Origin of the sequence: Ramlibacter tataouinensis TTB310 (genome assembly GCF_000215705.1) — a bacterium.
In the GTDB taxonomy this organism is placed as follows: Bacteria; Pseudomonadota; Gammaproteobacteria; order Burkholderiales; family Burkholderiaceae_C; genus Ramlibacter; species Ramlibacter tataouinensis.
This window is the reverse complement of the sequence record NC_015677.1, coordinates 999,921-1,023,796: the sequence shown is the minus strand read 5'-3', so window position 1 is coordinate 1,023,796 and position 23,876 is coordinate 999,921. Positions and strand designations below refer to the sequence as shown.

The following is a 23,876-nucleotide window of genomic DNA, read 5'->3' as shown; positions in this document are numbered from 1 at the left end:
AACGTGGAAGGTGGAGGCAAAAAAAAACCGCCGGGCTTGCCGGCGGTTTGGGGAGTTCTGTTTCGCGTCTGCTTCAGGTGCGCTCAGAGCTCTCGACCGCCGAAGGGCCAGAGAACCAAAAGTAGCCGAAGAAGAAGACGCTGTGCTTGCGCATGGGGCTGGAATCTACCACAGGCCCGTGGCCCGCCGTCAAGCGGTTCCCCCGACCGTCAGGCCGTCGATGCGCAGCGTGGGCTGGCCCACGCCCACCGGCACGCTCTGGCCTTCCTTGCCGCAGGTGCCCACGCCGCTGTCGAGCTTCATGTCGTCGCCGATCATGGTCACCCGCGTCAGCGCGTCGGGTCCGTTGCCCACGATGGTGGCGCCCTTGACCGGGTACAGGATCTTGCCGTTCTCGACCCAGAACGCCTCGCTGGCCGAGAACACGAACTTGCCCGAGGTGATGTCCACCTGCCCGCCGCCGAAGTTGGTGGCGTACAGGCCCTTCTTGATGCTGGCCACGATCTCCTGCGGCGCCTTGTCGCCGCCCAGCATGTAGGTGTTGGTCATGCGCGGCATCGGGATGTGGGCGTAGCTCTCGCGCCGGCCGTTGCCGGTGGGCTTGACGCCCATCAGCCGGGCGTTGAGCGAATCCTGGATGTAGCCGCGCAGGATGCCGTCCTCGATCAGCACGTTGCGCTGGCTGGCGTTGCCCTCGTCGTCCACGTTGAGCGAGCCGCGGCGGTCGGCGATGGTGCCGTCGTCCAGCACCGTCACGCCCTTGGCAGCCACCCGCTTGCCGATGCGGCCGGAGAAGGCGCTGGAGCCCTTGCGGTTGAAGTCCCCCTCCAGGCCGTGGCCGATGGCCTCGTGCAGCAGGATGCCGGGCCAGCCCGGGCCCAGCACCACGGTCATCTCGCCGGCCGGGGCCGGGCGCGACTCCAGGTTGGTCAGGGCGGCGCGCACCGCGTCGTTCACGTAGGTGTTGATGCGCTCGTCGTCGAAGTAGGCCAGGCCGAAGCGGCCGCCGCCGCCGCTGGAGCCGACCTCGCGCCGCCCGTTCTGCTCGGCGATCACCGTGACCGACAGGCGCACCAGCGGCCGCACGTCGGCGGCCAGCGTGCCGTCGGCGCGCGCCACCATCACCACGTCCCACTCGCTGGCCAGGCCCGCCATCACCTGGGCGATGCGCGGGTCCCTGGCGCGGGCCAGCTTCTCGGCCTTTTCCAGCAGCTTCACCTTGGCCGTGCTGTCCAGCGTGGCGATCGGGTCCAGGCCTTCGTAGAGCGTGCGGCTGGAGGCCACCTTCCTGGGCGCCACCCGCGCCCGGCCGGAGCGGGCCGCGGCCGAGATCGACCGCACGGTGCGGGCCGCGTCCAGCAGCGAGGCCTCGGAGATGTCGTCGGAGTAGGCGAAGGCCGTCTTCTCGCCGCTGACGGCGCGCACGCCCACGCCCTGGTCGATGCTGAAGCTGCCGGTCTTGACGATGCCCTCCTCCAGGCTCCAGCCTTCGCTGCGGGTGTACTGGAAGTACAGGTCGGCGTCGTCGACCTGGTGGGCCGTGATCTCGGCCAGGGCGCGCGACAGGTGGGTTTCGTCCAGGCCGAAGGGCTCCAGCAGGAGCCGCTGGGCCGTGGCCAGGCGTTCGAGGGTGGGTTCGCGGGAAATCATCGGGTCATTCTAGGACCCGCAGGATTGTCGGGTTGCCCGTCAGGTCTGCACCAGCCGCTTGGCCTTGGCGATGGACATCAGGATGCCCAGCCCCATGCCCAGCGTCACCATGGCGGTGCCGCCATAGCTGATGAAGGGCAGCGGCACGCCCACCACCGGCAGGATGCCGCTGACCATGCCCATGTTCACGAAGGCGTAGGTGAAGAAGATCATGGTCACCGCGCCGGCCAGCAGGCGCGAGAACAAGGTGGAGGCTTCCAGCGCGATGGCCAGGCCGCGGAAGATCAGGAAGATGAAGGCGGCGATCAGGCACAGGTTGCCCACCAGCCCGAACTCCTCGGAGAACGCCGCGAAGATGAAGTCCGTGGTGCGCTCCGGGATAAACTCCAGGTGCGTCTGGGTGCCCTGCATGAAACCCTTGCCGACCAGGCCGCCCGAGCCGATGGCGATCATGCCCTGGAGGATGTGGAAGCCCTTGCCCAGCGGGTCCTTGGCCGGGTCCAGCAGGGTGCAGACGCGCTGGCGCTGGTACTCGTGCAGCACCTTCCAGTCCACCCCGTCGGCGCACAGCCGCGATTCGAACCCGATCAGCAGCGCGATGCCCAGCACGCCCACCACCGCCGGCGGCACGATCAGCCTCCAGGGCAGGCCGGCGAAGAAGATCACCGACAGGCCGGCGGCCATGACCAGCAGCGCGGTCCCCAGGTCCGGCTGCTTCATGATCAGGCCCACCGGCAGCAGCAGCAGGCCGCCGGCCACGATGAAGTCCAGCGGCCGCAGGTGGCCCTCGCGTTTCTGGAACCACCAGGCCAGCATCAGCGGAGTGGCGATCTTCAGCATCTCGGAAGGCTGGATGACGATGCCCACGTTGATCCAGCGCCGGGCGCCCTTCTTGGCGATGCCGAACATCGCCACTGCGATCAGCAGCGACACCCCGATGATGTACAGCGGCACGGCGAAGCTCATGAGCCGCTGCGGGGGCACCTGGGCGATGACGAACATCACGAAGCCGGCGATCAGCATGTTGCGGCTGTGGTCCATGAAGCGCGTGCCATGGTCGAAGCCGGAGGAGTACATCGTCAACAGCCCGGCGCACACCAGCAGGAAGATGGCGAACGCCAGCGGCCCGTCGAAGCCTTGCAGCGAGGGGGCAGCGCGCTGCCACAGGGGGGGTTTGTCGAACACGGCCTGCATGGGCCGGGATTATCACGCTGGCATGATGAAACCATGCCAGAAAACCCCCTACCCGCCCCTGTTACACACCTGCTGTACCTGCATGGCTTCCGCTCCTCGCCGCGCTCGGCCAAGGCGGTCCAGGTGGAGGCGCGGGTGCGCGGACGGCATCCGGGGGTGGCCTGGTGGTGCCCGCAGCTGCCGCCCTCCCCGCGCGCCGCCATGGCGCTGGTGCTGGACGGCATCGCCGCCTGGCCGCGCGAGGGCATGGGCGTGATCGGCTCCTCGCTCGGCGGCTTCTACGCCAGCTGCGTGGCCGAGGCCACGGGCTGCCGCGCCGTGCTGCTCAATCCCGCGGTGCATCCGGCGCGCGACCTGGCCCGGCACATCGGCGAGCAGGCCGCCTGGCACGCGCCCGGGGAGCGCTTTTTCTTCGAACCGCGCTTCGTCGACGAGCTGCGGGTCCTGGAGCCCGGGCCGCCGGCGCGGCCCGCGAACTATTTCGCGGTGGTCGCCAAGGGCGACGAGGTGCTCGACTGGCGCGAGATGACGGGCCGCTACCCCGGCGCGCGCATCAAGCTGCTGGAAGGCGGCGACCACGCGCTGTCCGACTTCCCCGACCACATCGACGACGTGCTGGGCTTCCTCGGCCTGTGAGGGACAATCCCGCGATGTTCGTCCTATTTGAAGAGGCCGGGAAGTTCCAGGCCGGCCGGGTGCTGTCCGAGGCCGAGGCTTCGGCCCAGGTGGAGCTGGACAGCGGCAAGCGCGTCAAGGTCAAGGCCGCGCACGTCCTGCTGAAGTTCGACAAGCCCCAGCCGGCGGAACTGATCGCCCGGGCCCAGGCCCTGGCGCCTTCCATCGAGCTGGAGCTGGCCTGGGAGTTCGCGCCCGAGGAGGAGTTCGGCTTCGCCGACCTGGCGCGCGACTACTTCAACGACGACGCCAGCCTGGAGCAGCAGGCCGCCGCCCTGTTCCGCCTGTTCGAGGCGCCGCACTACTTCCGCCGCGCCGGCAAGGGCCGTTTCCGCAAGGCGCCGGCCGAGATCGTCCAGCAGGCGCTGGCCGGCATCGAGAAGAAGCAGCAGCAGCAGGCCCAGATCGGCGCCTGGGCCGCGGAGCTGGCGGCCGGCAGCTGCCCGCCCGCCATCCGCGAGCAGCTTTATCGCATCCTGTTCAAGCCGGACAAGAACGGGCCCGAGTACAAGGCCGTGGTCGAGGCCTCGCGCAGCACGCAGCTGCCGCCGCTGGCGCTGCTGCAGAAGGCCGGGGCCATCACCTCGCCCTACCAGTTCCACTGGAAGCGCTTCCTGTTCGACAACTTCCCCAAGGGCACGGGTTTCCCGCCGCTGGCCGCGCCGGCCATCCGGGACGAGCTGCCGCTGGCGCCGGTGCGGGCGTTCTCCATCGACGACTCCAGCACCACCGAGATCGACGACGCGCTGTCGGTGCAGGGCCTGGGCAGCGGCACGGTAACGGTGGGCATCCACATCGCGGCGCCCGGCCTGGCCCTGCAGCCGTCCACGCCCATCGACCAGGTGGCGCGCTCGCGCCTGTCCACCGTCTACATGCCGGGCTACAAGATCACCATGCTGCCCGACGAGGTGGTGCAGGCCTACACGCTGCAGGAAGGGCGCGACTGCCCGGCGGTGTCGCTGTACCTCAGCCTCGACGAGGCCACCCTGGTGGTGAAGGACAGCCAGACCCGGCTGGAGCGGGTGCCCATCGCGCACAACCTGCGCCACGACCAGCTCGACGCCTTCGTCACGGAGGCATGGCTGGCGGACGCCGACTCCCCGGGCGGGAACGTGCCCGAGCCGGCGTCCAGCCTGCGCGGCGCGCTCTCCTTCCTGTACCGCCTGGCGCGGCACCTCAAGGGCCTGCGCGAGCTGGTGCGCGGCAGGCCCGAGACCTTCAACCGGCCGGACTACAGCTTCAAGCTGGTCGGCGCCGGCGATGCCGAGCCCACCGGCGGCGAGGAGGTGCAGATCACCGTGCGCCGCCGCGGCGCGCCGCTGGACCTGATCGTGGCCGAGGCCATGATCCTGGCCAACAGCAGCTGGGGCCAGTGGCTGGCCGACCTGGGCGTGCCGGCCATCTACCGCAGCCAGGCCAGCCTGGCGCCCGGCGTCAAGGTGCGCATGGGCACCAAGGCCGCGCCGCATGCCGGCATCGGCGTCAAGTGCTATGCCTGGAGCACCTCGCCGCTGCGCCGCTACACCGACCTGGTGAACCAGTGGCAGATCATCGCCGCGGCCCGCCATGGCCGCACCGCCGCCCTGGCCGCGCCTTTCAAGCCCAAGGACGCGGAGCTGTTCTCCATCATCTCGGCCTTCGACGCCGCCTATTCGGCCTACAACGGCTACCAGGCCGCCATGGAGCGGTTCTGGACGCTGAAGTACCTGCGCCAGCAGGGCCTGGGCGAACTGACCGCGACGGTGTTCAAGGAAGGCCTGGTGCGCGCCGACGAGCTGCCGCTGGTGCTGCCGGTGCTGGGCGCCGGCGACCTGCCGCGGGGCGCGCGGGTGCGCGTGAGGCTGGGCGAGATCGACGAGATCGGCCTGGACGTGCACGGCACGGTGGTCGAGCGGCTGGATGCCGAGCGGGCGCCGGTGTCGGCGGAAGACGACACCGGCGAAGAAGAAGCGGTGGCCGGCCCCATCGCCATCGCGGTCGATGTGAGCGAACCGGAAGCGCCCGACCATAATCCTGCTCCGTGAACCTGAAGTCCTTCAGCACCCTGCAGATCGCGCTGGGCATCTCATTTGCGGTCCATGCAGGACTGCTGACGGTGCGCTTCGTGGACCCGGAACGCTTCAACCGGGTGTTCCAGGACACCCCGCTGGAAGTGGTGCTGGTCAACGCCCGCACCAGCGAGCGGCCCGACAAGGCGCAGGCCATCGCCCAGGCGGCGCTGGCCGGCGGCGGCGATGCAGAGCAGGGCCGCGCCACTTCGCCGCTGCCGCCCTCGGCGCTGACCGAGATGGGCGACGCCGCCGAGGAAGCGCAAAAGAGGATCGAGGCCATGCAGGAACAGCAGATGCTGCTGCTGGCCCAGCTGAAGAAGCAGCTGGCCGCCCTGCCCCCGCCCCAGCCCAAGCAGCCCACCCGCAACCCGGAGACCCGGGCCCAGGAGGAAAAGCGCCGCCAGCTGGTCAAGGCGCTGGCGGAGATCGAGCGGCGCATCCACCAGGAGAACGCGCGTCCCAAGAAGCGCTACATCAGTCCCGCCACCCGCGAGGAGGTGTACGCCGTCTACTACGACGGGCTGCGCCGCAGGATCGAGGACCGCGGCACGCAGAACTTCCCCCACCTGGCCGGCCGCAAGCTGTACGGCGAGCTGACCATGGTGGTGACCGTCAACCACGACGGCCGGGTGCTGGACACCGAGGTGGTCCAGACCTCGGGCAACCTCACCCTGGACCGCCGCGCCCAGAGCATCGCCAAGGCCGCCGGCCCGTTCGGCCGCTTCAGCCAGGCCATGCGGCGCCGCGCCGACCAGATCGTGGTCGTCTCCCGCTTCAAGTTCACGCGCGACGAGACCCTGGAAACCAAGCTCACCAGCCGATAGCCGATGGACCGTTACGGGGTGATGGGCAACCCGGTGGCGCACAGCCAGTCGCCGTGGATCCACGCGCGCTTCGCCGAGCTGACCGGGCAGGTCCTGGGCTACGAGCGCCTGCTGGTGCCGCCGGGCGGCCTGGCCCAGGCGGTGCGCGAGTTCCGCGCCGGCGGCGGGCGCGGCTGCAACATCACCGTGCCGTTCAAGTTCGAGGCCGCACCGCTGGCCACCCGCCTGAGCGCCCGCGCCGAGCTGGCCGGCGCCTGCAACACGCTGCGCTTCGACGGTGAGGAGGTCTTCGCCGACAACACCGACGGCATCGGCCTGGTGCACGACATCACGCGCAACGCCGGCGTGGCGATCGCCGGCCGGCGGGTGCTGCTGGTGGGTGCGGGCGGGGCGGCGGCAGGCGTGCTGGGACCGCTGGTCGAGGCCGGCCCGCAGGCGGTGGTGGTCGCCAACCGCACCGAGGACAAGGCCCGGGCCCTGGTGGACCGTCACGCGGCGCTGGCCGCCCGCCATGGCGTGCGCCTGCAGGCCGCCGGCCTGCAGCAGCCCGGCCAGGCGTTCGACCTGGTGGTCAACGCCAGCGCCAGCAGCCTGGCCGGCGGCGCGGTGCCGGTGCCGGACGCGGTGCTGCGGCCCGGCACCCTGGCCTGCGACCTGATGTACGGGCCGGCCGCCCAACCTTTCATGGACTGGGCGCGGCGCCTGGGCGCGGTGCCGCGCGACGGCCTGGGCATGCTGGTGGAGCAGGCGGCCGAGGCTTTCCAGGTCTGGCGCGGCGTGCGCCCGCCTTCGGCCGCCGTGCTGGACGGGCTGCGCGAGCGCCTGGCGCGGCAGTGAGGGCCCTGGGTCGCTGGCTGCTGCTGGCCCTGGTGGCCGCCCTGGGCCTGCAGCTGTTCTTCATCGGCCGCATCGCGCTGATGGCGGTGGTGGACCCGCAGTCCACGGCCTTCCAGCGTTCGGAGGCCTGGCGCGTGGCCACCGAGAAGGAACGGTTCCGCTGGCGGCAGCAGTGGGTGCCGTACGACCGCATCTCCGATCACCTCAAGCGGGCGGTGATCGCCGCCGAGGACGACGGCTTCGCCAGCCACGAGGGCGTGGACTGGGAGGCCATCGAGAAGGCCTGGCAGCGCAATGCCAAGGCCGAGGAACAGGCCGCGCGCCGCGCCCAGCTGCGCCGCCAGGCCCGGCCGCCCAGGATCGTGGGCGGCTCCACCATCACCCAGCAGCTGGCCAAGAACCTGCTCCTGTCGGGCGAGCGCACCTTGCTGCGCAAAGGCCAGGAGATCGTGCTCACCTTCGCGCTGGAGCAGCTGCTGACCAAGGAACGCATCCTGGAGATCTACCTCAACAGCGTCGAATGGGGCGAGGGGGTGTTCGGCGCCGAGGCCGCGGCCCAGCACTATTGGCGCAAGAGCGCCGCCCGCCTCAGCGCTTACGAGGCGGCGCGCCTGGCGGTGATGCTGCCGCGGCCGCGGTTCTTCGAGAAGGTGCCCAATTCCGGCTACCTGGCCAGCCGTGCCTACACCATCGTGGCTCGCATGCGCGAGGCCGAGCTCCCGTAGCCGTCCTACATCCGGGCCCGGGAGCCGGTGCCAACCTGGATGTCGCCATGACGGAGTGGATCATCCAGTTCATCGAGCGCTTCAGCTACCTGGGGATCGCGGTCCTCATGCTGCTGGAGAACATCTTCCCGCCCGTCCCCTCGGAGCTGATCATGCCCTTCGCCGGCTTCGTGGCGGCGCGCGGCGACCTGAACCCGGTGGGCGTGGTCGCAGCCGGCCTGGTGGGATCCCTGCTGGGCACCCTGCCCTGGTACTGGGCCGGGCGCCGCCTGGGCAGCGCCCGGCTCAAGCGCTTCGCCGAACGGCACGGCCGCTGGCTCACCCTGGACCCCGAGGACCTGGAGCAGGCGGAGGACCGTTTCCGGCGCCACGGCGCGCGCTCGGTGATGATCGGCCGGCTGATCCCCGCCATCCGCAGCGTGATCTCCATGCCCGCCGGGATCGAGCGCATGCCCCTGGGTGCCTTCCTGTTGTGGTCGGCGGCCGGCAGCCTGCTGTGGACGGGCGCGCTGGCGGCCCTGGGCTTCGCGCTGGAAACCCGCTGGGACAAGGTGAAGGACGTGGTGGAGATCGCGACCCGCGTCGTGGTGGGCGGCCTGCTGGCCTGGTACGCGTGGCGGGTGCTGACCTTCGGCCGCAAGCCGCGGCGCACCTGACGGCGGCGCGGCGGCGCCTTCAGTGCAATTCGGCCGGCCGGGTCAGGCTGGCGGGCGCGCTTTCCAGGTAACGCTCGATGCGCAGGCGCCGCTCCTGGACACGCGACAGGCCGGCGCGCAGGCGGTGGAACAGCGCTTCGAAGCCGCCGCCCTGGATCTGGGCGACCAGGAAGTCGGCGACCAGCACCAGCTCGTCGCCGCCGGCGTCGAGCTCGACGCAAGGCACCTTGCCGAGCACGCGCTGCACCTGGGCCCGGGCCTGCGCCTGCGTCAGGCGCGGCAGGGCCAGGGCGAACTGGGTAGGGCCGGTGCGGCCTGCCAGGCCCGAGCGCCCCGCCGCCCGCCACAGCGAGCGGCCCAGCCGGTCCAGCAGCTGGCTGCTGATGCGGCTGCCGTACATCCGGTGCACCTCCAGCAGGTCGGGGAAGTCGAACACCGCCGCTGACAGCGGCAGGCCCTGCTCGCGGCAGTCCTGCGCCAGTGCGGTCGCCTGCTGCAGGAAGCCCTCTTTCTGCAGCAGCCCGCTGGACGGGTCCCGGTGGCCGCGCCCGGCCGGAGCGCGCCAGCGCAGGGCGGTGCCCCAGGCCCAATCGGCCAGCAAAGCCGACCAGCGGCGTTGCAGGGGTGCATGCGCCGGCTGCCCACCCGCAGGCCGGCTGGGCTGCCAGAGGTGATCGGCCGGGGCCGCTGCGGGATCGAGGGACATGTCTGGGTTCGGGCTGGAAACGAAGCGCGTTTGTCCCACGGCCGAGCCAGGCTCGTCTGTAGGAGGACAGCGCATAGGCGGATGAGCTTTCAGCTCATCCGTGACCGACCACCGGTTGCTGATCCGTTGGCAATGCGCGCCGCGCCTCACGACGGCGGAGGATCAGTGATGGCTCATGGGATCGGGGCGGTTGCCGGCATCGTCGCCGCTGCCGGTCGCGGAACCGCCGACCGCCGCGTGCTGCGCCCCGGCGCCCGCCTGGATCTCGATGCGGCGGCTGCGCTCCTGCTGGGCCTGCCTCGGTACGTGGACCGTGAGCACCCCATCCTCGAAGCTGGCCCGCACCTGCCCGGGATCGGGCTGGAAGGGCAGCTGCAGCGATCGCTGGAAGCGGCCGTAGCTGCGCTCCATCAGGTGGTAGTCCTGCTGCTGCTGCTGCTGCTCGGCCTCGTTCTTCTTCTCGCCCCGGATGGTCAGCAGGTTGCCTTCCACGCGCACGTCGACGTCGGCCGGCTTCACGCCGGGCAGCTCGGCGCTGATGCAGATCTCCTGGTCCGTCTCGCGCACGTCCAGCCGCGGCATGGGAGCCAGGGTGGCGGTGCCCGGCGTGGGTGCGCCGAAGGAAAAAAAGTCGTCGAACAGCCGGTTCATCTCGCGGTGCAGGTCGCTGAACGGGTCGGGGGCGCGCAGGTTGCGCGAGGGCGCCTGGAAAGGCGTCGGAAAACGCGATGCCATGGGAAACTCCTTCGTCGGAAATGCCAAGGGCCTGCCACTGTGCCGCGCGCGCAAGGCAATGCTGTCGTCCGCGCCTGCAAGCGCGGGTAGGAAGCACCTGCCGATGGCCTGGCACTGGTACTTCGGTGCCTGGTGGATTAGTATATACATCGATATATACTCACTGGCATAGAAGGAGAAGCCATGGCCGAGACACGTACCGCCAAGCTGTTCAAGAACGGTGCCAGCCAGGCCGTGCGGCTGCCTGCCGAGTTCCGCTTCGAAGGCGACGAGGTGTACGTCACGCGTGACGAAGCGACCGGGGACGTCATCCTGTCCGATCGGCCGGGCGCCCAGGCCTGGGCCGGATTTTTCGAGCTGCTGCATTCGGCGCAAGCGCCGGCCGACTTCATGACGGAACGTCCCATGAACCGCGTGCCCGCCTCCGGCGGATTGTTCGACGAGGCACCGGCGGGGTCGGTGCGCGGGCCCAGGTTCTGATGCTCCACCTGCTGGACACCGATACGGTGAGCTACCTGGTCAAGGGCACCTCGCCGGAGGTCGAGGCGCGCATCGCCACCCATGCGCCGGCAGACATCTGCATCTCGGCGATGACGCGCGCGGAGCTTCAATACGGCCTGAAGCGGCTGCCCGCCACGCACAGGCTGCATCTGGCGGTGCAGCGGATGTTCAAGATCATCCGCGTCCTGTCCTGGGACGCCGACTGCGCGGATTGGTATGCCGCCATCCGCCACCAGCTGACGCAGGCCGGGCAGCCCATCGGAGAGGTGGACATGATGATCGCTGCCCATGCCCTGGCCGCAGGCGCCGTGCTGGTCACCAACAACGAACGGCACTACCGGCGCATCCAGGCGCCGCTGATGCTGGAGAACTGGACCCGCGCGCCGTCCTGACCATGCGCATCCTCGGCATCGACCCCGGCCTGCAGACCACCGGCTTCGGCGTGGTGGACCTGGACGGCCACGCACTGCGGTACGTGGCCAGCGGCACCATCAGCACCACGCACCTGGCGCGCGGCGACCTGCCGGCGCGGCTGAAGGTGCTGTTCGAGGGCATCGCCGAGGTGCGCTCGCGCTACACGCCGGACGCCGCGGCGGTGGAGATCGTGTTCGTCAACGCGAATCCGCAGTCCACGCTGCTGCTGGGCCAGGCGCGCGGCGCCTGCGTCACGGCGCTGGTGGCGGGGGCGCTGCCGGTGGCCGAGTACACCGCGCTGCAGATGAAGCAGGCGGTGGCCGGTTACGGCAGGGCCGGCAAGGCCGAGGTGCAGGAGATGGTCAAGCGGCTGCTCCAGCTGCCCGGCCTGCCGGGCAAGGACGCGGCCGACGCGCTGGGCCTGGCCATCACCCACGCCCATGCCGGCAGCTCCATGGCGCGCCTGGCGCGGGCCGCCGGCACGGCGCGCAGGAGCACCGGCATGTACAAGGCCGGGCGCACCTACTAGGCAGGCAGCTCCCGGGTCTCTGGAAGCTTCGCGATCACCTTGATTTCGAAGTCGAAGCCATAGAGCCAGGTCACGCCGATGCCGGTCAGCGTCGGGTGCGGCGCCTTGCCCCAATACGGCGGCACCAGCTTCCAGATCGTGTCGAACTTCGATTCGGGATCGACGATGAAGACGGTGACGTCGACCACGTCGTCGAAGGTGCAGCCTGCAGCGGCGAGGACGGCGTTCAGGTTGTCGAACGCGAGCCGGACCTGCGCTTCCAGCTCGGGCTCGGGCGAGCCGTCCTCGCGACTGCCTACTTGTCCGGAAACGAACAGGAAGCCATTGGAGCGGATCGCAGGCGAATAGCGGTTCCTTTCATAAAGGGCCTGGCGTCCAGGCGGAAAAACGACGTCGCGCTTTGTCATTGGTTGCTCCTCGATGGGGGTGTCGGTATTGACGGTCAGCGCAATCTAGGGCCTCGTGCCTCGCGCATAAACGAGCAAGCCTGGCCATCACTGTCCGTAAACTCCAAACAATCTTCGAAGCTTCTGGAGCAGCGATGGACCGGTTCGATGCGATGCAGGCATTCGCCCGCGTGGTGGAGGCAGGCAGCTTCACCAAGGCGGCCGAGACGCTCCACATGAGCAAGACCAGCGTGACCCAGCTGGTGCAGCAGATGGAGGCACGGCTGCGCGTCAAGCTGCTCAACCGCACCACGCGCAGGGTCCATGTCACGGCCGACGGTGCCGCCTTCTATGACCGCGTTCTGCGCCTGCTGGCCGACCTGGACGATGCGGAGGCCAGCCTGTCCGGCGCCTCGGCATCGCCCAGTGGGCGGCTGCGGGTGGATGTGCCCAGCCCGCTGGCCCGCATGATCCTGGTGCCGGCCTTGCCGGCGTTCCATGCACGCTATCCCGACATCCAGATCGACATGGGCGTGAGCGATCGCCTGGTGGACATGATCGGCGAGAACGTGGACTGTGTCGTGCGCGGCGGCGAACTCACCGACCAGTCGCTGATGGCCCGCCGCGTGGGGGACCTGCAGCTCAGGGCTTGCGCGGCGCCCAGCTACCTGGAACGCGCCGGCACTCCCTCACACCCGCGGCAGCTGGAAGACACGCATCACCGCGTCGTGGGTTTCCTGTGGTCGCGCAACGGCAAGACCTACCCCTATGCGATGCGCCGCGGCGGCGAAAGCATCGATGTGCAAGGCCGCTACGTGCTCGCAGTGGACGACGGCAATGCCTACCTCGCAGCCGGGTTGGCCGGCCTGGGGGTCCTTTGGCTGCCGGATTACATGTGCCGGGCGCACCTGGCAAGCGGCGAGCTGGTGTCCCTGTTCGAGGACTGGCGCTTCGAGCCGATGCCGCTGTACGTGGCGTATCGGCCGAACCGGCATGTCAGCACCAAGCTGCGTGTGTTCATCGACTGGATCGCCGAGCTGATGGCGCGGCATGCGCCCGTCGCCGATAAACGTGGTTCGTGACCTCAGGCCAGCCGCTCCACCGCCAGCACCGCGAAGAAGCCGAAGGCGGCGATCAGGGTCCACTTCAGGATCACCAGGCCCCGGCGCTTGAAGCGCGGCTGGCCGGTGCCGGCGTAGAACGCGAAGCACACGGCCGCCGCCAGCAACGACAGCAGCAGGATCCAGCGGAACAGCAGCACGGTGGAATCGCGGCAGCCGCCGCTACCAGGCGCGCGCCGGCTGCGCGAAGCCGATCGGGGCCAGCTTCTCGTCCTGGAAGGTCACGACCTCGAAGGCCGAGGGCTTGGCCAGCAGCGCGCGCAGCAGCTTGTTGTTCAGCGCATGGCCGGAGCGGAACGCGCGGTAGGAAGCCAGCAGCGGCTTGCCGACCAGGTACAGGTCGCCCATGGCGTCCAGGATCTTGTGCTTGACCAGCTCGTCGTCGTAGCGCAGGCCGTCGGGATTGAGCACCCGGTAGTCGTCCATCACCACCGCGTTGTCCAGCCCGCCGCCCAGGCTCAGGCCGTTGGCGCGCATCATCTCCACGTCCTTGGTGAAGCCGAAGGTGCGGGCCCGCGCGATGTCGCGGCTGTAGTTGCCGCGGCTCAGGTCGAACTCGTAGCGCTGGCCGGTGGCTGCCACCACGCGGTGGGCGAAGTCGATCTCGAAGCCCAGCCTGAAGCCGTGGTAGGGCTCCAGCTTGGCCCACTTCAGCGTCTCGCCCTCGCCTTCGCGCACCTCGACCGGCTCGCGCACCCGGATGAAGCGGCGCGGCGCCTTCTGGTGCTCGATGCCCGCGCTTTGCAGCAGGAACACGAACGAGGCGGACGAGCCGTCCAGGATGGGCACCTCCTCGGCCGTGATGTCCACGTAGAGGTTGTCCAGGCCCAGGCCGCAGCACGCCGACATGAGGTGCTCCACCGTGTGCACCTTGGCGCCGCCGTTGGACACGGTGGAGGCCAGGCGGGTGTCGGTCACGCTCTGCGCCGACACCGGGATGTCGACCGGCTGGGGCAGGTCGACCCGGCGGAACACGATGCCGGTGTCCGGCGGCGCGGGGCGCAGCGTCAGCTCCACACGCTGGCCGCTGTGCAGGCCCACGCCCACCGCGCGGGTGAGGGTCTTGAGGGTGCGTTGTTGGAGCATGCGCATGATTTTACGTTTCGGGTTACAGGCGCGGGGCGGCCCGTGCCTATCTCCCCGATAGGCACGGGCTCGGCAGCGGCGGGGTCAGTCGGCCTGCTTGCGCAGGAAGGCCGGGATCTCGAAGTCGTCCATGCCGCCCGAGGACAGCGCGTCGACCTTGGCAGCCGCCTGGGTTCGGTTGGTGCGCCAGACGCTGGGCACCGCCATGCCGCCGTAGTCCGGCTGCTGGGCCTGTGACGCCACGCCCAGCGCGGCGCCTGCGCCGTGGAGGGTGGGCACGTTGAAAGGCACGTTGTCGGTGCCGGTGCGCAGCACCTGCAGCGGCGGGGCGGTGCGGCGCTGCTGGCCATGGCGCGACAGGCCGGTGGCCACCACCGTCACACGCACCTCGTCGCCCAGGTTGTCGTCGTAGGCCGTGCCGTAGATCACGTGCGCGTCGGCCGAGGCGTAGGCGCGGATGGTGTTCATCGCCAGCTTGGACTCCGACAGCTTGAGGCTGCCCTTGGCCGCGGTGATCAGCACCAGCACGCCCTTGGCGCCCGACAGGTCGATGCCCTCCAGCAGCGGGCAGGCCACGGCCTGCTCCGCCGCGATGCGCGCGCGGTCCGGGCCCGCGGCCACCGCCGTGCCCATCATCGCCTTGCCGGGCTCGCCCATCACGGTGCGCACGTCCTCGAAGTCCACGTTCACGTGGCCGGGCACGTTGATGATCTCCGCGATGCCGCCGACGGCGTTCTTCAGCACGTCGTTGGCATGCGCGAAGGCCTCGTCCTGGGTGACGTCGTCGCCCAGCACGTCCAGCAGCTTCTCGTTCAGGATCACGATCAGCGAGTCCACGTTGGCCTCCAGCTCGGCCAGGCCCTGGTCGGCGTTGGTCATGCGGCGGCCGCCTTCCCAGTCGAAGGGCTTGGTCACCACGCCCACGGTGAGGATGCCCATCTCCTTGGCGATGCGGGCGATCACCGGCGCCGCGCCGGTGCCGGTGCCGCCGCCCATGCCGGCGGTGATGAACAGCATGTGCGCGCCGTCGATGGCCTCGCGGATGTCCTCGGACGCGGCCTCGGCCGCCTCGCGGCCCTTCTCGGGCTTGCTGCCGGCGCCCAGGCCGCTGTGGCCCAGCTGGATGGTCTTGTGCGCGGCGCTGCGGCACAGCGCCTGCGCGTCCGTGTTGGCGCAGATGAACTCCACGCCCTGCACCGACCGCCCGATCATGTGCTCGACGGCGTTGCCGCCGCCGCCGCCCACGCCGATCACCTTGATCTGGGTGCCCAGGTTGAACTCTTCGACCTCGATCATTTCGATGCTCATTGCTCTACTCCTAATGCTGTGTGCAGTTGCCTGCTGTAAGACTGTTTTTGGGACCATGAACGTTCACGTCGGCGGGCCGGTGCACCGCCATCGCTCCTTTCTGGGTCTGCTGCAGGGGAACATGCTCAGAAGTTCCCCACGATGAAATCCTTGAAGCGGCCGAAGGCCGTCTTCATCGATCCGTTCTTCTGCGCCACCTTGAAGCCGCGCAGGCGCGCCAGGCGCGCTTCCTCCAGCAGCCCCATCACGGTGGCGGCCCGGGGCTGGGCCACCATGTCGGACAGGGCGCTCGAATACTTGGGCACGCCGCGGCGCACCGGCTTGAGGAAGATGTCCTCGCCCAGTTCCACCATGCCGGGCATGACGGCGCTGCCGCCGGTGATGACGATGCCCGAGGACAGCACCTCCTCGTAGCCCGACTCGCGCACCACCTGCTGCACCAGCGAGAAGATCTCCTCGATGCGCGGCTCGATCACGCCGGCCAGGGCCTGCTTGCTCAGCAGGCGCGGGCCGCGGTCGCCCAGGCCCGGCACCTCGACCTGCTGCTCCGGGTCGGCCAGCAGCTGCTTGGCGTAGCCGCTCTCGACCTTGATGTCCTCGGCGTCCTTGGTGGGCGTGCGCAGCGCCATCGCGATGTCGCTGGTGATCAGGTCGCCGGCGATGGGGATCACGGCGGTGTGCCGGATGGCGCCGCCGGTGAAGATGGCCACGTCGGTGGTGCCGGCGCCGATGTCCACCAGGGCCACGCCCAGCTCGCGCTCGTCCTCGGTCAGCACGGCGGCGCTGGAGGCCAGCGGGTTCAGCAGCAGCTGGTCGACCTCCAGGCCGCAGCGGCGCACGCACTTGACGATGTTCTCGGCCGCGCTCTGCGCGCCGGTGACGATGTGGACCTTGGCCTCCAGCCGGATGCCGCTCATGCCGATCGGCTCCTTGACGTCCTGGCCGTCGATCACGAACTCCTGCGGCTCCACCAGCAGCAGGCGCTGGTCCGTCGAGATGTTGATGGCGCGCGCCGTCTCGACCACGCGCGCCACGTCGGCCGGCGTGACCTCCTTGTCCTTGACGGCCACCATGCCGCTGGAGTTGATGCCGCGGATGTGGCTGCCGGTGATGCCGGTGTAGACCCGCGTGATCTTGCAGTCGGCCATCAGCTCGGCCTCCTTCAGGGCCTGCTGGATGCTCTGCACCGTGGCGTCGATGTTCACCACCACGCCGCGCTTGAGGCCATTGGACGGCGCCACGCCCAGCCCTGCCAGCTTGAGCTCGCCGCCCGGCAGGACCTCGGCCACCACCGCCATCACCTTGGCGGTGCCGATGTCCAGGCCGACGACCAGGTCCTTGTATTCCTTTGCCATCGCTTCCTCTAGTCGGTGAGCACAGAGCTGAAGGTCTGTCCCCAAGTCATTTCTTTTTCTGCGCCTCTGCGCCCGTGGCGGTGGTGACGCCCCGCAGACGGATCGCGTAACCGTCCCCGTGGCGCAGGTCGGCGGAAACCAGGGCCTCGGGCCGGCGGCCCAGCTTGGAAGCCGCCTGCGCCAGCGTCTGCGCGAACCTCCGGGTCCGGGCCGCCACCTCCTGCACCGGGCCGCGGCCCAGTTCCACGGACGCGCCGGTGTCCATCGTGGCCTGCCAGCTGCCCCGGCTGGTGAGCACCAGCTGCACCAGCTCGAGCCCCAGCGGCTGGAACAGCGGCGCCAGCGCGCGGTACATGGCCAGCACCTGGGCGGCCTGTCCGTCGGGGCCGGCCAGCCGCGGCAGCCCCTCCGGCTCGATGTCGCCGGGATCGGCCTCGAACACCTCGCCGTGGCTGTTGACCAGGGCCGATTCGCCCTCGGTGCCCCACAGGGCCACCGGCCGGTGCTCCTGCAGCAGCACGCGCAGCCGGTTGGGGAACTCGCGACGCACCACGGCCTGCCGGACCCAGGGCGCGGCCTCGAATGCCTGCCGCACCGCGACCAGGTCCACCGTGAAGAAGTTGCCCGCCATGCGCGGGGCCACGTTGGCCCGCAGCGTGGCCGGGCTGTTGTGCGCCACGTCGCCCTGCACCGTGATGCGCCCCAGCGCGAACGCCGGGTGCCGCACCAGCCACCACGCCAGCGCCGCCAGCAGCAGCACGCCGCAGGCCGCGAACAGCACCGTGGCGGTGATGTTCATCAGCCTGACGTCGGCCGGCAGGGTCAGCGCGGCGGAAGCCTTCATGGGATGGCCGCCTCCTTGGCATGGTCCAGCGTGGCCGAGGCCAGCAGCTGGACGCACAGGTCCTCGTAGCTGATGCCGGCGGCACGCGCCGACATGGGCACCAGCGAGTGCCCGGTCATGCCCGGCGAGGTGTTGATCTCCAGCAGCGAGGGCTGGCGCGTCCTGCCGTCGATCATCACGTCGATGCGGCCCCAGCCGCGGCAGCCCAGCACGCGGTAGGCCTTGAGCACCAGCGCCTGGATGGCCGCCTCCTCGCCCGCCGGCAGGCCGCAGGGCACCAGGTACTGGGTGTCGTCGGTGAAGTACTTGTTCTGGTAGTCGTAGTTGCCCGCCGGCGCGACGATGCGGATGACGGGCAGCGCGCGCGCCGCGTCGCCCGTTCCCAGGATCGGGCAGGTCACCTCGTCGCCCGAGACGAACTGCTCGCACAGCACGTCGGCATCCAGCGCGGCGGCCGCGTCCACGGCCCCCTGCATCTCGGAATAGCCCTGGACCTTGGCGACGCCGATGGACGAGCCCTCGCGCGCCGGCTTGACGATCAGCGGCAGGCCCAGCTCGTCGGGGATGCGGACCACCTGCCCGCGCTGGTAGGCGCCGCGCCGCAGCAGCCGGTACTTCGGCGTCGGGATGCCCTCGGCCAGCCAGACCCGCTTGGTCATGACCTTGTCGATGGCGATGGACGAGGCCATCACGCCCGAGCCGGTGTAGGGGATGCCCAGCAGCTCCAGCGCGCCCTGCACCGTGCCGTCCTCGCCGAAGCGGCCGTGCAGGGCGATGAAGCAGCGCCCGAAGCCCTCGCGCTTGAGCTCGGACAGGTCGCGCTGCGCCGGATCGAAGGCGTGCGCGTCCACGCCCTTGGCTTGCAGCGCCTTGAGCACGCCGCTGCCGGACATGAGCGACACCTCGCGCTCGGCCGACTGGCCGCCCATCAGGACAGCCACCTTTCCAAAGTTGAAGGTACCGCTCATGCCCCGCCTCCCATCTCGACCAGCTTCGAAGGCACGCCCCCGATGGAGCCCGCGCCCATGCACATCACCACGTCGCCGTCGCGGGCCATCTCCAGGATGGCCTCCGGCATGCCGGCGATGTCGTCCACGAACACCGGCTCGACCTTGCCGGCCACGCGCACCGCGCGCGCCAGCGAGCGGCCGTCGGCGGCCACGATGGGCAACTCGCCGGCGGCATACACCTCGGCCAGCAGCACCGCGTCGGCCTGACCCATCACCTTGACGAAGTCCTCGAAGCAGTCGCGCGTGCGGGTGTAGCGGTGCGGCTGGAAGGCCAGCACCAGGCGCCGGCCCGGGTAGGCGCCGCGCGCCGCGGCCAGCGTGGCGGCGATCTCCACCGGGTGGTGGCCGTAGTCCTCGATCACGATGAAGCGGCCGCCGCCGTTGGCCGCGCGCACCGGCAGCTCGCCGTAGCCCTGGAAGCGCCGGCCGACGCCGCGGAATTCGGCCAGCGCCTTCTGCACGGCGGCATCCGGCACGTTCAGCTCCACGGCGACGGCGATCGCCGACAGCGCGTTCAGCACGTTGTGGTGGCCGGCCAGGTTGAGCCTGATGTCCAGGTCGGGCAGCACGACGCCGTTGCGCCGCTGCGCCGTGAAGTGCATCTGCGGGCCGACGGCACGGATGCCGACGGCGCGCACCTGGGCGTCCTCGCCCTCGCCGTAGGTCGTGACCGGGCACTGGACGTCCGGCAGGATCTCGCGGATGGCCGCGTCGTCGGTGCACAGGATGGCCGTGCCGTAGAACGGCATGCGGTGCAGGAAGTCCAGGAACGCGCCCTTGAGCCGGCCGAAGTCGTGGCCGTAGGTTTCCATGTGGTCGGCGTCGATGTTGGTCACCACCGCCATCACCGGCATCAGGTTCAGGAACGAGGCGTCGGACTCGTCGGCCTCGACCACGATGTAGTCGCCGGCGCCCAGCTTGGCGTTGGCGCCGGCGCTGTTGAGCTTGCCGCCGATCACGAAGGTCGGGTCCAGCCCGCCCTCGGCCAGGATGCTGGCCACCAGGCTGGTGGTGGTGGTCTTGCCGTGGGTGCCGGCGATGGCGATGCCCTGCTTCAGGCGCATCAGCTCGGCCAGCATCATGGCGCGCGGCACCACCGGGATCTTGCGCCGGCGCGCCGCCACCACCTCGGGGTTGTCCGCCTGCACCGCGGTGGAGGTGACCACCGCGTCGGCGCCGGCGATGTGCTCCTCGGCATGGCCCACGCAGGTGCGGATGCCCAGGTCCTTCAGCCGGCGCAGCGTGGGGCTGTCGTGCAGGTCGGAGCCGGAGATCCGGTAGCCCAGGTTGCGCAGCACCTCGGCGATGCCGGACATGCCGGCGCCGCCGATGCCCACGAAGTGGATGTGACGGACGGCGTGTTTCATGCGGCCACCAAGCTCTCGATCTGGTCCGCCACGCGGGCGGCGGCCTGCGGCCGGGCCAGCGCCCGGGCCCGCGTGGCCATGTCCAACAAAGTCCCGCGGTCCAGGCCCGACAGCAGCTGCGCCAGCCGGGGCGGCGTCAGCTCGGCCTGCGGCAGGTGCAGCGCGGCGCCCTGCCCGGCCATCCACTGCGCGTTGTCCCGCTGGTGCGAGGTGGTGCTGACGATCAGCGGCACCAGGACGGCCGGCACGCCGGCCGCGCACAGCTCGCTGACGGTGACGGCGCCGGCGCGGCAGACGATCAGGTCGCATTCCGCGAGCTGCCGCGCCATGTCGTCGATGAAGGGCAGCACCTGGGCCTGGATGCCGGCGCCCGCGTAGGCCGCCTGCACCCCGGCCAGCTCGGCCTGTCCGGTCTGGTGCACCACCTGGGGCCGCTGCCCGGGCGCCAGCGCCGCGATGGCCTGCGGGACGATGGTGTTGAGCACGCGCGCCCCCAGGCTGCCGCCCACCACCAGCAGGCGCAGCGGCCCGCCGCGGCCGGTGAAGCGCTGGGCCGGCGGCGCGATGGCCTCGATCTCCGCGCGCACCGGGTTGCCGGTGACCACGGCGTTGCGGGTCCTGCGGGCGGCATCGCCGTCGAAGCCGAAGGCGACGCGGTCGGCCACCGGCAGCAGCGCCTTGTTGCTCATCAGCAGCGAGGCGTCGGCGTTGACCAGCACCAGCGGCCGGTCCAGCCAGGACGCCATCAGGCCGCCCGGGAAGCACACGTAGCCGCCCATGCCCAGCACCGCGTCGGCGCGGCGCGCCTTCAGGATGCGGCGGCTGCTCCAGAAGGCGGCCAGCAGGCGCACCCCGCCGGTCAGCGTGTGCACCAGCCCCTTGCCGCGCAGGCCGCTGAAGGCCAGCGTGTCCATCGGGATGCCGCTGGGCGGCACCAGCCGGTTCTCCATGCCCGAGGGCGTGCCCATCCAGCTCACGCTCCAGCCGCGCGAGTGCATCTCGCGCGCCACGGCCAGCCCGGGGATCACGTGCCCGCCGGTGCCTGCCGCCATGACCACCAGGTGCTTCATGCGCGGCCTCCGCGCATGAGGGTTCTGTTCTCGTAATCGATGCGCAGCACCACCGCCAGCGCGACCATGTTCATCAGGATGGCCGAGCCGCCGTAGCTCATGAGCGGCAGGGTCAGACCCTTGGTGGGCAGCGCGCCCAGGTTCACGCCCATGTTGATGAAGGCCTGGAAGCCGATCCAGATGCCCACGCCCTGCGCCACCAGGCCGGCGAACACGCGGTCCAGCGCGATCGCCTGGCGGCCGATGTGCATGATGCGGCGGGTCATCCACAGGAAGGTGGTGATCACCGCCAGCAGGCCGGCGAAGCCGAACTCCTCGCCGATCACGGCCAGCAGGAAGTCGGTGTGCGCCTCGGGCAGCCAATGCAGCTTCTCCACGCTGCCGCCCAGGCCCACGCCGAAGATCTCGCCGCGGCCGATGGCGATCAGCGAGTGCGACAGCTGGTAGCCCTTGCCCAGCGCATGCTTCTCGTCCCAGGGGTCGAGGTAGGCGAAGATGCGCTCGCGCCGCCACTCCGACAGGGCGATCATCAGCACGAAGGCCACCACCATCACGGCGGCGATCAGGAAGAACATGCGCGCGTTGACGCCGCCCAGGAACAGGATGCCCATGGCGATGACGGCGATCACCAGGAAGGCCCCCATGTCGGGCTCGGCCAGCAGCAGCAGGCCCACCCCGGCGACCGCGACGGCCATGGGCAGCACGGCGCGGAAGAAACGCTCCTTCACGTCCATCTTGCGCACCATGTAGTCGGCCGCGTACAGCAGCACCGTGAACTTCGCCAGCTCCGACGGCTGGAAGCTGATGAAGCCCAGCGAGATCCAGCGACGCGCGCCGTTGACCATGCTGCCCACGCCCGGCACCAGCACCGCGATCAGCAGCAGCAGCGACAGCACGAACAGCCAGGGGGCGTATTTCTCCCAGGTGGCCATCGGTACCTGGAAGGCCAGCAGCGCCGCCACGAAGGCCAGCACCAGCGACAGGCTGTGGCGCGCCAGGAAATAGGTGTGGGCGTAGCGGGCGAACTTGGGGTTGTCCGGCATCGCGATGGAAGCCGAATACACCATCACCAGGCCGAAGGCCGCCAGGCCCAGCGCGGCCCACAGCAGGGCCTGGTCGAACACCACCATCCGGGCCGGCGCGGACGCGCGGGCGTAACCGGTGCCGCGCACCGGCAGCGGCAGGTCGCCGCGGGGCGACCGGGCGACCCAGCGGCTGAGGCGATCCAGGACGGCGCTCATTGGACAACCTCCAGCGAGGTCCCGGCCTCGGCCGCGAGCCGGGCCACGGCCTCGCGGAACACCTCGGCGCGGTGCTCGTAGTTGCGGAACATGTCGAAGCTGGCGCAGGCCGGCGACATCAGCACGGCGTCGCCGGGCTGGCTGCGCTGCGTGGCCAGCGAGACCGCCTCCTCCATCGAGGCGGCGTCCAGCAGCGCCACCCCCGCGCCTTCCAGCGCGGCGCGGATCTGCGGCGCGTCGCGGCCGATCAGCACAGCCGCCCGGCAGAAGCGCGCCACCGGCGCGGCCAGCGGGGAGAAGTCCTGCCCCTTGCCCTCGCCCCCCAGGATCACGACCAGCTTGCGCTCGGCACCGAGACCATTCAGCGCCGCCGCGGTGGCGCCGACGTTGGTGCCCTTGCTGTCGTCGAAAAACTCGACCTCGCCCACCATGCCCACCGGCTCGACCCGGTGCGGCTCGCCGCGGTACTCGCGCAGGCCGTACAGCATGGGCGCCAGCGGGCAGCCGGCCGCCGTCGCCAGGGCCAGCGCGGCCAGCGCGTTCACCGCGTTGTGGCGGCCGCGGATGCGCAGCGCGTCGGCCGGCATCAGGCGCTGGATGTGGATCTCTTCGTCGGCATCGCGCCGGCGCTTTTGCGTCTCGTCGGCTTCCAGCGCGCGCACCAGCCATGCCATGCCGTTGACCACCTCGATGCCGTAGTCGCCGGGACGCTGCGGCATGTCGGCGCCGAAGCCCACATGCTCGCGCTGCTCGGTCTTGCCGCCCTTGAGCTTGGCCGGCGCCGGCAGCATGGCCATCACCGCGGGGTCTTCCCGGTTCAGGACCATGAGGCCGCGGGTGCCGAAGATGCGGGCCTTGGCCGCCGCGTAGGCCCGCATGCCGCCGTGCCAGTCCAGATGGTCCTGGGTGAGGTTGAGCACCGTGGCCGCGGTGGGCTCGAAGCCTTCCATGCCCTCGAGCTGGAAGCTGGACAGCTCCAGCACCCAGACCTGCGGCAGCGCCTGCGCGTCCATCTTCGCGGCCAGCGTGTCCAGCAGCGTAGGGCCGATGTTGCCGGCCACCGCCACCGTGCGGCCGCTGCGTTCCACCAGCTGGCCGGCCAGCGAGGTGACCGTGGTCTTGCCGTTGGTGCCGGTGACGGCCAGCACCGCCGGCGCGTAACCCTGTTCGGCCTGCAGCTGGGCCAGCCCGCCGCAGAACAGGCTCAGCTCGCCGCCGACCCGCAGGCCGGCCGCGCGGGCGGCGTCCCACACCGGGGCCACCTGCGCCGGCGCCAGCCCGGGGCTGCGGAACACGGCCTGCACGCCCTCCAGCAGCGCCCCGGTGAAGGGGCCGGCGACGAACGAGGCCTGCGGCAGCTGCTCGCGCAGCGCGGCCACCTGCGGCGGCGCCTCGCGCGTGTCCGCCACGGTCACGCGCGCGCCGCCGCGCGCGCACCAGCGCGCCATCGCCAGCCCGGACGCGCCGAGGCCGAGGACGAGGACGTGCTGGTCCTGGAGGGCGGACCAGCCTTCGCCGGGCCGCCCCAAGGAGGCTGCGGCCCCCTCGGGGGGCAGCGACGACACGGAGTGCGGAGCGTGGGGGCTCATAT

General features: G+C 70.6%; 25 protein-coding genes. 10 read left to right on the top strand and 15 right to left on the bottom strand.

Going from position 1 to position 23,876, the window contains the following annotated elements:
* Positions 1-189 precede the first annotated feature (189 nt).
* Positions 190-1,650, bottom strand: coding sequence for a metalloprotease TldD (gene tldD, locus RTA_RS05065; protein WP_013900309.1), 1,461 nt, complete (start codon positions 1,648-1,650; stop codon positions 190-192).
* Between the two features lie 39 nt (positions 1,651-1,689).
* Complete coding sequence (gene rodA / locus RTA_RS05060; RefSeq protein ID WP_013900308.1) at positions 1,690-2,844, bottom strand: rod shape-determining protein RodA; 1,155 nt, start codon at positions 2,842-2,844, stop codon at positions 1,690-1,692.
* 33 nt (positions 2,845-2,877) lie between these two features.
* On the opposite strand from rodA, the gene RTA_RS05055 reads away from it, so the two are divergent.
* From RTA_RS05055 to RTA_RS05030, 6 genes are read left to right on the top strand one after another with little or no spacing between them, the layout of a single operon-like run.
* Entirely contained in the window at positions 2,878-3,480 is a 603-nt protein-coding gene (locus RTA_RS05055; protein ID WP_041675061.1) for a YqiA/YcfP family alpha/beta fold hydrolase, read from the top strand.
* Between the two features lie 14 nt (positions 3,481-3,494).
* Positions 3,495-5,543, top strand: a complete 2,049-nt coding sequence (locus tag RTA_RS05050; RefSeq protein ID WP_013900306.1) for a ribonuclease catalytic domain-containing protein — start codon at positions 3,495-3,497, stop codon at positions 5,541-5,543.
* A 2-nt stretch (positions 5,544-5,545) separates the two neighbouring features.
* Positions 5,546-6,394, top strand: coding sequence for an energy transducer TonB (locus tag RTA_RS20590; RefSeq protein WP_041676123.1), 849 nt, complete (start codon positions 5,546-5,548; stop codon positions 6,392-6,394).
* A 3-nt stretch (positions 6,395-6,397) separates the two neighbouring features.
* Entirely contained in the window at positions 6,398-7,231 is an 834-nt protein-coding gene (gene aroE / locus RTA_RS20585) for a shikimate dehydrogenase (protein ID WP_041675060.1), read from the top strand.
* Entirely contained in the window at positions 7,228-7,956 is a 729-nt protein-coding gene (gene mtgA, locus RTA_RS05035; protein ID WP_013900303.1) for a monofunctional biosynthetic peptidoglycan transglycosylase, read from the top strand. The genes aroE and mtgA overlap by 4 nt, the downstream gene beginning before the upstream one ends.
* Before the next feature lie 47 nt (positions 7,957-8,003).
* Positions 8,004-8,612 (top strand): DedA family protein, encoded by a 609-nt coding sequence (locus RTA_RS05030; RefSeq protein ID WP_013900302.1) that lies wholly within the window; start codon positions 8,004-8,006, stop codon positions 8,610-8,612.
* A 19-nt stretch (positions 8,613-8,631) separates the two neighbouring features.
* On the opposite strand, the gene RTA_RS05025 is transcribed toward RTA_RS05030, so the two are convergent.
* Both RTA_RS05025 and RTA_RS05020 read right to left on the bottom strand, forming a co-directional pair.
* Entirely contained in the window at positions 8,632-9,318 is a 687-nt protein-coding gene (locus tag RTA_RS05025) for a diguanylate cyclase domain-containing protein (RefSeq protein ID WP_158307818.1), read from the bottom strand.
* Between the two features lie 162 nt (positions 9,319-9,480).
* Complete coding sequence (locus RTA_RS05020) at positions 9,481-10,053, bottom strand: Hsp20/alpha crystallin family protein (protein ID WP_013900300.1); 573 nt, start codon at positions 10,051-10,053, stop codon at positions 9,481-9,483.
* Positions 10,054-10,236: 183 nt separating this feature from the next.
* On the opposite strand from RTA_RS05020, the gene RTA_RS05015 reads away from it, so the two are divergent.
* Genes RTA_RS05015 through ruvC form a run of 3 tightly spaced genes read left to right on the top strand, consistent with a single transcriptional unit; the run spans position 10,237 to position 11,497 of the window.
* A complete protein-coding gene (locus RTA_RS05015; RefSeq protein ID WP_013900299.1) occupies positions 10,237-10,533 on the top strand; it encodes an antitoxin in 297 nt (98 codons plus the stop codon).
* Positions 10,533-10,946 carry a type II toxin-antitoxin system VapC family toxin gene (locus tag RTA_RS05010; RefSeq protein ID WP_013900298.1) on the top strand — a complete coding sequence of 138 codons (414 nt, stop codon included), beginning with the start codon at positions 10,533-10,535 and terminating at the stop codon, positions 10,944-10,946. The genes RTA_RS05015 and RTA_RS05010 overlap by 1 nt, the downstream gene beginning before the upstream one ends.
* Before the next feature lie 2 nt (positions 10,947-10,948).
* Complete coding sequence (gene ruvC / locus RTA_RS05005) at positions 10,949-11,497, top strand: crossover junction endodeoxyribonuclease RuvC (protein WP_013900297.1); 549 nt, start codon at positions 10,949-10,951, stop codon at positions 11,495-11,497.
* Here ruvC and RTA_RS05000 read toward each other — a convergent pair.
* Entirely contained in the window at positions 11,494-11,904 is a 411-nt protein-coding gene (locus RTA_RS05000; protein WP_013900296.1) for a RidA family protein, read from the bottom strand. The two genes, ruvC and RTA_RS05000, sit on opposite strands and share 4 nt — an antisense overlap.
* Positions 11,905-12,038: 134 nt before the next feature.
* On the opposite strand from RTA_RS05000, the gene RTA_RS04995 reads away from it, so the two are divergent.
* On the top strand, positions 12,039-12,965 hold the full coding sequence (locus RTA_RS04995) for a LysR family transcriptional regulator (RefSeq protein ID WP_013900295.1): 927 nt from the start codon (positions 12,039-12,041) through the stop codon (positions 12,963-12,965).
* A 2-nt stretch (positions 12,966-12,967) separates the two neighbouring features.
* Here the strand turns inward: RTA_RS04995 and RTA_RS21100 are convergent, their stop codons facing one another.
* The 10 genes from RTA_RS21100 to murD all read right to left on the bottom strand — a co-directional run bounded on the left by RTA_RS21100 (position 12,968) and on the right by murD (position 23,874).
* Positions 12,968-13,144: a hypothetical protein gene (locus tag RTA_RS21100; RefSeq protein WP_013900294.1), complete on the bottom strand. Its 177-nt coding sequence runs from the start codon at positions 13,142-13,144 to the stop codon at positions 12,968-12,970.
* A 22-nt stretch (positions 13,145-13,166) separates the two neighbouring features.
* Positions 13,167-14,090: a UDP-3-O-acyl-N-acetylglucosamine deacetylase gene (lpxC, locus tag RTA_RS04990; protein ID WP_041676119.1), complete on the bottom strand. Its 924-nt coding sequence runs from the start codon at positions 14,088-14,090 to the stop codon at positions 13,167-13,169.
* 84 nt (positions 14,091-14,174) lie between these two features.
* Entirely contained in the window at positions 14,175-15,398 is a 1,224-nt protein-coding gene (ftsZ, locus tag RTA_RS04985; protein ID WP_013900292.1) for a cell division protein FtsZ, read from the bottom strand.
* 125 nt (positions 15,399-15,523) lie between these two features.
* On the bottom strand, positions 15,524-16,753 hold the full coding sequence (gene ftsA, locus RTA_RS04980; protein ID WP_013900291.1) for a cell division protein FtsA: 1,230 nt from the start codon (positions 16,751-16,753) through the stop codon (positions 15,524-15,526).
* Between the two features lie 46 nt (positions 16,754-16,799).
* Complete coding sequence (locus RTA_RS04975) at positions 16,800-17,597, bottom strand: cell division protein FtsQ/DivIB (RefSeq protein WP_013900290.1); 798 nt, start codon at positions 17,595-17,597, stop codon at positions 16,800-16,802.
* Complete coding sequence (locus RTA_RS04970; protein ID WP_013900289.1) at positions 17,594-18,565, bottom strand: D-alanine--D-alanine ligase; 972 nt, start codon at positions 18,563-18,565, stop codon at positions 17,594-17,596. The genes RTA_RS04975 and RTA_RS04970 overlap by 4 nt, the downstream gene beginning before the upstream one ends.
* The gene (gene murC / locus RTA_RS04965; protein ID WP_013900288.1) at positions 18,562-19,974 is read right to left on the bottom strand and encodes a UDP-N-acetylmuramate--L-alanine ligase; all 1,413 of its coding nucleotides are present in this window, start codon (positions 19,972-19,974) and stop codon (positions 18,562-18,564) included. Before murC ends, RTA_RS04970 begins: the two co-directional genes overlap by 4 nt.
* Positions 19,971-21,044 (bottom strand): undecaprenyldiphospho-muramoylpentapeptide beta-N-acetylglucosaminyltransferase, encoded by a 1,074-nt coding sequence (murG, locus tag RTA_RS04960; protein WP_013900287.1) that lies wholly within the window; start codon positions 21,042-21,044, stop codon positions 19,971-19,973. Before murG ends, murC begins: the two co-directional genes overlap by 4 nt.
* Complete coding sequence (gene ftsW / locus RTA_RS04955; protein WP_013900286.1) at positions 21,041-22,285, bottom strand: putative lipid II flippase FtsW; 1,245 nt, start codon at positions 22,283-22,285, stop codon at positions 21,041-21,043. The genes murG and ftsW overlap by 4 nt, the downstream gene beginning before the upstream one ends.
* Positions 22,282-23,874: a UDP-N-acetylmuramoyl-L-alanine--D-glutamate ligase gene (murD, locus tag RTA_RS04950; protein WP_081466213.1), complete on the bottom strand. Its 1,593-nt coding sequence runs from the start codon at positions 23,872-23,874 to the stop codon at positions 22,282-22,284. Before murD ends, ftsW begins: the two co-directional genes overlap by 4 nt.
* Between the last annotated feature and the right edge of the window lie 2 nt (positions 23,875-23,876).

Bases quoted from the DNA above. Each gene is read 5' to 3' on its own strand.
- RTA_RS05050 (WP_013900306.1), top strand. From the start codon at position 3,495: ATGTTCGTCCTATTTGAAGAGGCCGGGAAGTTCCAGGCCGGCCGGGTG.
- murD (WP_081466213.1), bottom strand. From the start codon at position 23,874: ATGAGCCCCCACGCTCCGCACTCCGTGTCGTCGCTGCCCCCCGAGGGG.
- RTA_RS05015 (WP_013900299.1), top strand. From the start codon at position 10,237: ATGGCCGAGACACGTACCGCCAAGCTGTTCAAGAACGGTGCCAGCCAG.
- RTA_RS05010 (WP_013900298.1), top strand. From the start codon at position 10,533: ATGCTCCACCTGCTGGACACCGATACGGTGAGCTACCTGGTCAAGGGC.
- rodA (WP_013900308.1), bottom strand. From the start codon at position 2,844: ATGCAGGCCGTGTTCGACAAACCCCCCCTGTGGCAGCGCGCTGCCCCC.
- ftsW (WP_013900286.1), bottom strand. From the start codon at position 22,285: ATGAGCGCCGTCCTGGATCGCCTCAGCCGCTGGGTCGCCCGGTCGCCC.
- ruvC (WP_013900297.1), top strand. From the start codon at position 10,949: ATGCGCATCCTCGGCATCGACCCCGGCCTGCAGACCACCGGCTTCGGC.
- RTA_RS05030 (WP_013900302.1), top strand. From the start codon at position 8,004: ATGACGGAGTGGATCATCCAGTTCATCGAGCGCTTCAGCTACCTGGGG.
- lpxC (WP_041676119.1), bottom strand. From the start codon at position 14,090: ATGCTCCAACAACGCACCCTCAAGACCCTCACCCGCGCGGTGGGCGTG.
- RTA_RS05000 (WP_013900296.1), bottom strand. From the start codon at position 11,904: ATGACAAAGCGCGACGTCGTTTTTCCGCCTGGACGCCAGGCCCTTTAT.
- RTA_RS04970 (WP_013900289.1), bottom strand. From the start codon at position 18,565: ATGAGCGGTACCTTCAACTTTGGAAAGGTGGCTGTCCTGATGGGCGGC.
- murG (WP_013900287.1), bottom strand. From the start codon at position 21,044: ATGAAGCACCTGGTGGTCATGGCGGCAGGCACCGGCGGGCACGTGATC.
- aroE (WP_041675060.1), top strand. From the start codon at position 6,398: ATGGACCGTTACGGGGTGATGGGCAACCCGGTGGCGCACAGCCAGTCG.
- RTA_RS05020 (WP_013900300.1), bottom strand. From the start codon at position 10,053: ATGGCATCGCGTTTTCCGACGCCTTTCCAGGCGCCCTCGCGCAACCTG.
- tldD (WP_013900309.1), bottom strand. From the start codon at position 1,650: ATGATTTCCCGCGAACCCACCCTCGAACGCCTGGCCACGGCCCAGCGG.
- ftsA (WP_013900291.1), bottom strand. From the start codon at position 16,753: ATGGCAAAGGAATACAAGGACCTGGTCGTCGGCCTGGACATCGGCACC.
- RTA_RS04975 (WP_013900290.1), bottom strand. From the start codon at position 17,597: ATGAAGGCTTCCGCCGCGCTGACCCTGCCGGCCGACGTCAGGCTGATG.
- RTA_RS05055 (WP_041675061.1), top strand. From the start codon at position 2,878: ATGCCAGAAAACCCCCTACCCGCCCCTGTTACACACCTGCTGTACCTG.
- murC (WP_013900288.1), bottom strand. From the start codon at position 19,974: ATGAAACACGCCGTCCGTCACATCCACTTCGTGGGCATCGGCGGCGCC.
- RTA_RS04995 (WP_013900295.1), top strand. From the start codon at position 12,039: ATGGACCGGTTCGATGCGATGCAGGCATTCGCCCGCGTGGTGGAGGCA.
- ftsZ (WP_013900292.1), bottom strand. From the start codon at position 15,398: ATGAGCATCGAAATGATCGAGGTCGAAGAGTTCAACCTGGGCACCCAG.
- RTA_RS05025 (WP_158307818.1), bottom strand. From the start codon at position 9,318: ATGTCCCTCGATCCCGCAGCGGCCCCGGCCGATCACCTCTGGCAGCCC.